Origin of the sequence: Nioella sediminis (genome assembly GCF_001879695.1) — a bacterium.
GTDB lineage: Bacteria > Pseudomonadota > Alphaproteobacteria > Rhodobacterales > Rhodobacteraceae > Nioella > Nioella sediminis.
In genome coordinates this window covers 1-5074 of the sequence record NZ_MNBL01000051.1, presented here as the reverse complement: position 1 = coordinate 5074, position 5074 = coordinate 1, and the positions used below count along the sequence as shown (strand labels likewise).

General features: G+C 64.8%; 3 protein-coding genes. 1 reads left to right on the top strand and 2 read right to left on the bottom strand.

Annotated elements, in window-relative coordinates:
* Positions 1 to 293 precede the first annotated feature (293 nt).
* On the bottom strand, positions 294 to 1463 hold the full coding sequence (locus BKY26_RS08170) for a cytochrome P450 (protein ID WP_071689911.1): 1170 nt from the start codon (positions 1461 to 1463) through the stop codon (positions 294 to 296).
* Positions 1464 to 1616: 153 nt separating this feature from the next.
* Between BKY26_RS08170 and BKY26_RS08165 the strand changes: the two genes are divergently transcribed.
* On the top strand, positions 1617 to 2837 hold the full coding sequence (locus tag BKY26_RS08165; protein WP_071689910.1) for a DVUA0089 family protein: 1221 nt from the start codon (positions 1617 to 1619) through the stop codon (positions 2835 to 2837).
* A gap of 45 nt (positions 2838 to 2882) precedes the next feature.
* Here the strand turns inward: BKY26_RS08165 and BKY26_RS08160 are convergent.
* Positions 2883 to 5074: penicillin acylase family protein (locus BKY26_RS08160; protein WP_071689909.1), on the bottom strand; the 2192-nt coding region annotated here is incomplete at its 5' end.

Genomic DNA, 5074 nt, shown 5'->3' with positions numbered 1-5074 from the left:
TTGCCCAAATACTCCCGCCGGAGGCATCCTGACGTCACCACCAGGCCGGTCATCCGGTCTGGCACACCATCCCTCACCACGCCTCCGTGGCAACGCGGACCGACGAGGCCTCCGGCGACAGCCGGGGGGTGAGGAGGGCCGCTCCCCGGTCGACGCCAGCAGGCGGCGAAACTGCTTTTCGTATGCACGGGGGGGTACAGGGGGTGTATGGGGGTGTACGCACGGCACCGCCCCAAAACGCGCCCGTCAGGGCGCGCGGGTCGACCAGGCCGAAGGCATGGGCGAAGCCCTTTTCAGCGCGTCACCATCAACCGCTCCAGCCCGTGGAAATGATAGATATCCGCATAGCGCGGCACCCCTGCCAGCCGCAGCTCCGGGCAGCGCTCAAAGAGGATCGGCAACGCAATCTGCAACTCCATCCGCGCCAGCGGCGCGCCGACGCAGAAATGCAGCCCGGCGCCAAAGGCCAGATGCGTTGCCGCGGCGCGTGAGGGATCGAAATCCTCGGGCGTGTCATTCACATGTTCATCATGTCCGACCGACCCAAGCAGCAGCCCGATCTCATCGCCGCGCTGGAAGGTGTGCCCATAAAATTCAATCTCTTCATATGGATAGCGGGTGAACATATGTAGAGGCGGGTCATAGCGCATAATCTCTTCCACCAGCGCCTCGGCAGTCCCCTCCGGCACCACACCATGTTCCAGCATCGCCTTCACGCCGTTGCCAAGCGTATGCACCGTCGCCTCATGGCCTGCGTTCAACAGCAGGATGCAGGTGGTGATCAGCTCATCGGTGCTCAGCCGCTCTCCGTCTTCCTCCGCCGCGATCAGGCTGGTGATCAGATCATCGCGCGGGTCCTTGCGCCGCTGATCCACATAACCGCGCATGAAATCCACGAAGCCTTCCGTCGCGGCCACGGCGGCGTCTTCATCCTCGCGGCTCCGCCCGGCCATGTACATCTTCACCATGTCATTGGACCAGCTCAATAATTTCTCCCCCATCTCCTCGGGCACGCCCAGAAGCCGGGCGATGACGGTGACGGGCAGGGGGCGCGCAAAAGCGTTGAGCAGATCGAACTCGCCGTCCGGAAAAGCGTCGATCAACTCGTGGCAGAGGCTCTCGATCCCGTCCCTCAACCCGGCGATCCGGCGCGAAGTGAAGGCGCGCAGAACCAGAGACCGCAGGCGCGAATGGCGGGGCGGCTCCAGTTCCAGCATGGAATGCGCCTCGACCGCGTAGAAGGGTTTCAGGTGTTCCGGGATGGGCCTGCGAAACTCCTCGGGCTGCTCACGCCCGAACCGCCGATCCCGCAGCACCGCGTTCACCGCCTCGTGCGTGGTGGCGCAGGGCATGTCGTACTCTTCCCACCAGATCAGCGGTCCGGCCGCGCGGGCGCGGGCATAGAACGGGTAGGGATTCTGAACAAAGTCTGGATCGGTGGGCGATTGGCTGAGGCGCTGCACGGGGTTTTGTCCTTGTCTATCTCGAAGCGCCACTCTGTCCCCAATCCCGATCCGCTGCAAGCCGCGCGAAATCGGGGCTGGCATGAGGGCTGCTCTGGGATAAGCTGAGCGACAAGGGGTCCTGACCCGGAACCGGTTTGAGGAGGAATTTCAATGACCTATCGCACAAGTACCGCCCTTGCAGGCGCGCTGCTAACCCTGATGGCCTTGCCCGCCACCGCGCAGGAGGCCGCCTGCGGGGCCAATGTGCCCGCCGGTGACTGGGTGGGCGGCAGCGCCAGCACGTCCGATATCGCCACAGCCACGGCCCCGTTCAACCTGGTGGGGGCCGTTCCTCCCGGCAGCTACCATGTGTCGAATTTCACGGTGTCGCAGCCCGTTCCGGTGCGGGTCGAAGCACAGGGCCAGTTTGGCGGCGATCCGGTGATCGAGCTGTATGACCAGTCCGGCACCATGGTGCTGACCGATGATGACAGCGGCGGCAACTGGGCCTCGCGCGGGGAGCTGACGCTTGCGCCCGGCACCTATTGCCTCGCCACGCGCAGCTATGGCGGCGGGCCGATCCAGGCCGATATCCGCGTTGGACTGGTCGATCACGCAGCCCTGACCATGGGGTCAGGCGGGTCCAACATCCAGGCCTGCACTGCTGGCACCCCCGCCACACCGCTTGGCAATGGTCCGATCGACCAGGTCGCGGGGCAGGAGGCGCGGGCCACCAACTCGGTGAACGGTGCGCCCTATTACCGGTTCACGCTGTCCACACCCACGCCCGTGTCGATCCGCGCCGAGAACCAGAGCGCCGATCCCTATATCTATATCTACGACGCGCAGGGCCTGCTGCTGGATGAGAATGATGATTACAACAGTCTCAACGCCCGCGTGGATTTCCCCGAGCCGCTGCCCGCAGGCAGCTATTGCATCGGGATGCGGGCGCTGAACAATCCCGATCTGCCAGTCGAGGTGTCTGTTCAGGTCTATTCCGAGGCCAACATGATGCAGGATCTCTATGCCAATGGTGAGGCCAGCCCGCCGCCCGATGGCAGCGCCTTCCCGGTGGTGCAGCTTGGCGACCTGACCACGATGCTGATCAATGACGGCACTGTCGGGGCCGATGCCCGCTGGCTCAGCTTCAACGTGCCTGAGGGCGGACTGGTTCTGATCGACGCCGTGGGCATCGGCATGTCAGATCCGATGATTGCGCTTTTCGATGGGGTTGGCCGCGAGCTGGCCTTCAATGACGACGCCAACAACTCGCTCGATTCCCAGATCGCGGCGCGTGTTGCGCCAGGCACCTATATGCTGGCGGTGATGCAGTATCACCGGCAGAACGGTGCGATACGGGTGGCGATTGAACGCTACGTGCCTGCGCGCTGACATTCCCCGCGAAACAGCAGGAAGCCGCCCTTCGGGGCGGCTTTCTTATCGTGGGCTAAGCGTTGTGATGCCGATATTGCCAGCGGCCGCAAGTTCAGGGTCGAGCGACATGGGGATGTACTCGCCGCGCCGCCACAGCTCGCCCAGATTGTCGTAATACCGGCTGAGCGGATGGCCCGACTGACCTGTCGCGGTGATGAAGACGGAACTGTCCGGATCGGCGAAATCATAGACGCCGCGATAGCCTGCCGCATGAACATTGCGGAAGGGAGTGGGCAGTTCCGCCCTGGTGCGGCCCCGGTTCAGCGTATTGTCGCCGCCGGAGGTGGACTGGCGGATATTCACCGCCCACCCGAACAAGGACGTGTTCCCAAGCACCTGATGTTCATGCACCGCCTCATGGGCGTCGCCCCATCTCCAGGACGAGATATTGCCGCCATATTCCTCGGTCAGATATTGCAGCGCGTCGTCGAGCGCCATGCGGGCGATATCGGTGCAGGTTTCCTCGATGGTGGAGGGCTGCACGTCACACCAGTCGGACGCCCCGTCGATATCGCGATAGACGCGCTCGATGAAAATCGGCTCCAGCCGTTGAAACTCGGGCGCCAGAAGCCCCAGTTCGTCCTGCACCAGCCGCTGTTGCAAGGCGCGCATCCAGGCGGCGTAGATCAGCGGTTCCGGCAGGTGTTCGTTCATCTCGCCGTTCCAGGCAGCAAGCAGGTCGAGCGCTTCGCCGCGCCGCGCCTCGGGCGTGCCTGCGGGGGCGGCCTGTCCGGTGAACCACAGCTCTCGTCCGACCAGCGGCAACAGGGTGCGCGCGGTCTGGGACACCGTGTCGAGCTGTGCCTCGATGAAACTGTCGCGGGTGTGGACCTGCCGCGACTGCATCAGGTGTTCCCACCTGCGGATGCGTTGCGTGTCGCCCCAGGAATGGCTGACATGGAGCGGATATTCGCGGTCCACCATCCGGTTGTTCGTGTTGCCCAGAATGCCGCCCTCGGGGTCTTCGAAATGCGGGTTGGCGAAATACTGCGTGACGCCCTGCCAGCGTTCCTCCGCCACCCATCCGCGCGACGGGATGCGGCCCTGCGTTTCGCTTTCGACCAGCCGCCAGGGCATATGGCCAATAACCTGCATGGCGATCCGGTCGCGGGTGGCGATGGTCAGGTTCTGCGAGGGGGCCACGAAATACTGCCCCGCGGCCTGCGCCTCTTCGATGGTCCGCGCGCGCATCAGTTCCAGCCCGGTGCGCAGCGAGGTGTTTTCATCCGTGAACGCGGTCCAGGCCATCGACAGCACATGACCGGGCGGGGTGATCGTGTCGAAATTCCAGTGGTGGCCGGGGATGACCGGGCCATTCTCGGTCCAGCGCAGGGTGATGGTGACCGGCGTGCTGTCGGCCACCTCGATGATCGTACGGCGGGTTTCGAATTCTGCCCACCCGTCGGGCGTGCGATACTCCTCGCGGTTGTCGGGGTTTAGTTCTTCGATGAAGAGGTCGATGTCATCCATGTAGGAGGAGGTCAGGCCCCAGCCGATCTCCTCGCCGCGCCCCGCCAGCACGATGGGCATTCCGGGCACGGTGCCTCCGATCACTCCGCCCGTCGTCAGTTCCAGCCGCGCGAGATACCAGATTGTCGGCGCGGTGAGGCCAAGATGCGGGTCATTGGCCAGCAGCGCCGCCCCGGTGGCGGAACGCGAGGGCGCGGCGGCCCAGGCATTCGACGCGCCTGCCAGGCCCGGCCCCATATTCGGGAACAGCGGATCGCGCGGAGCGGTATTGCTGGCCACATAGCGCGGCATGTCCGGGAAAAGCGCCGCATATTCCGGCAGTTCCGCCACCGGCGCGCCGGGCGGATCCGGCAGGATATCGGTCAGCCTCGCGTGATCGTTCAGCATCAGCGAGGTGCGCGCGCGCAGCACCTCGGTTTCGTGATGGCCCGCCAGTTGCAGCGCCATCATGTTGACGACAGCAATGGAGTCAGCGGGTCGCCAGGGTGCAATCTCGGGCGAGAAGAGCAACAGCTCCGGCGCGCCCCGGCCAAGCGCCTGATCGGCGACCTGCCCAAGCCAGGCGTTCACCCCGTCCGCATAGGCCTGAAGCATCGCCAGCGTCTCGGCATCCTGCGCATCGACGGATCGGGAAGCATGGCCGTAGAGGTCGAGCCTGCGCATCAGCTCATCCAGCCTGAGTGTCCGCTCACCAAACAGCTCCGACAGGCGGCCCTGCGCGGTGC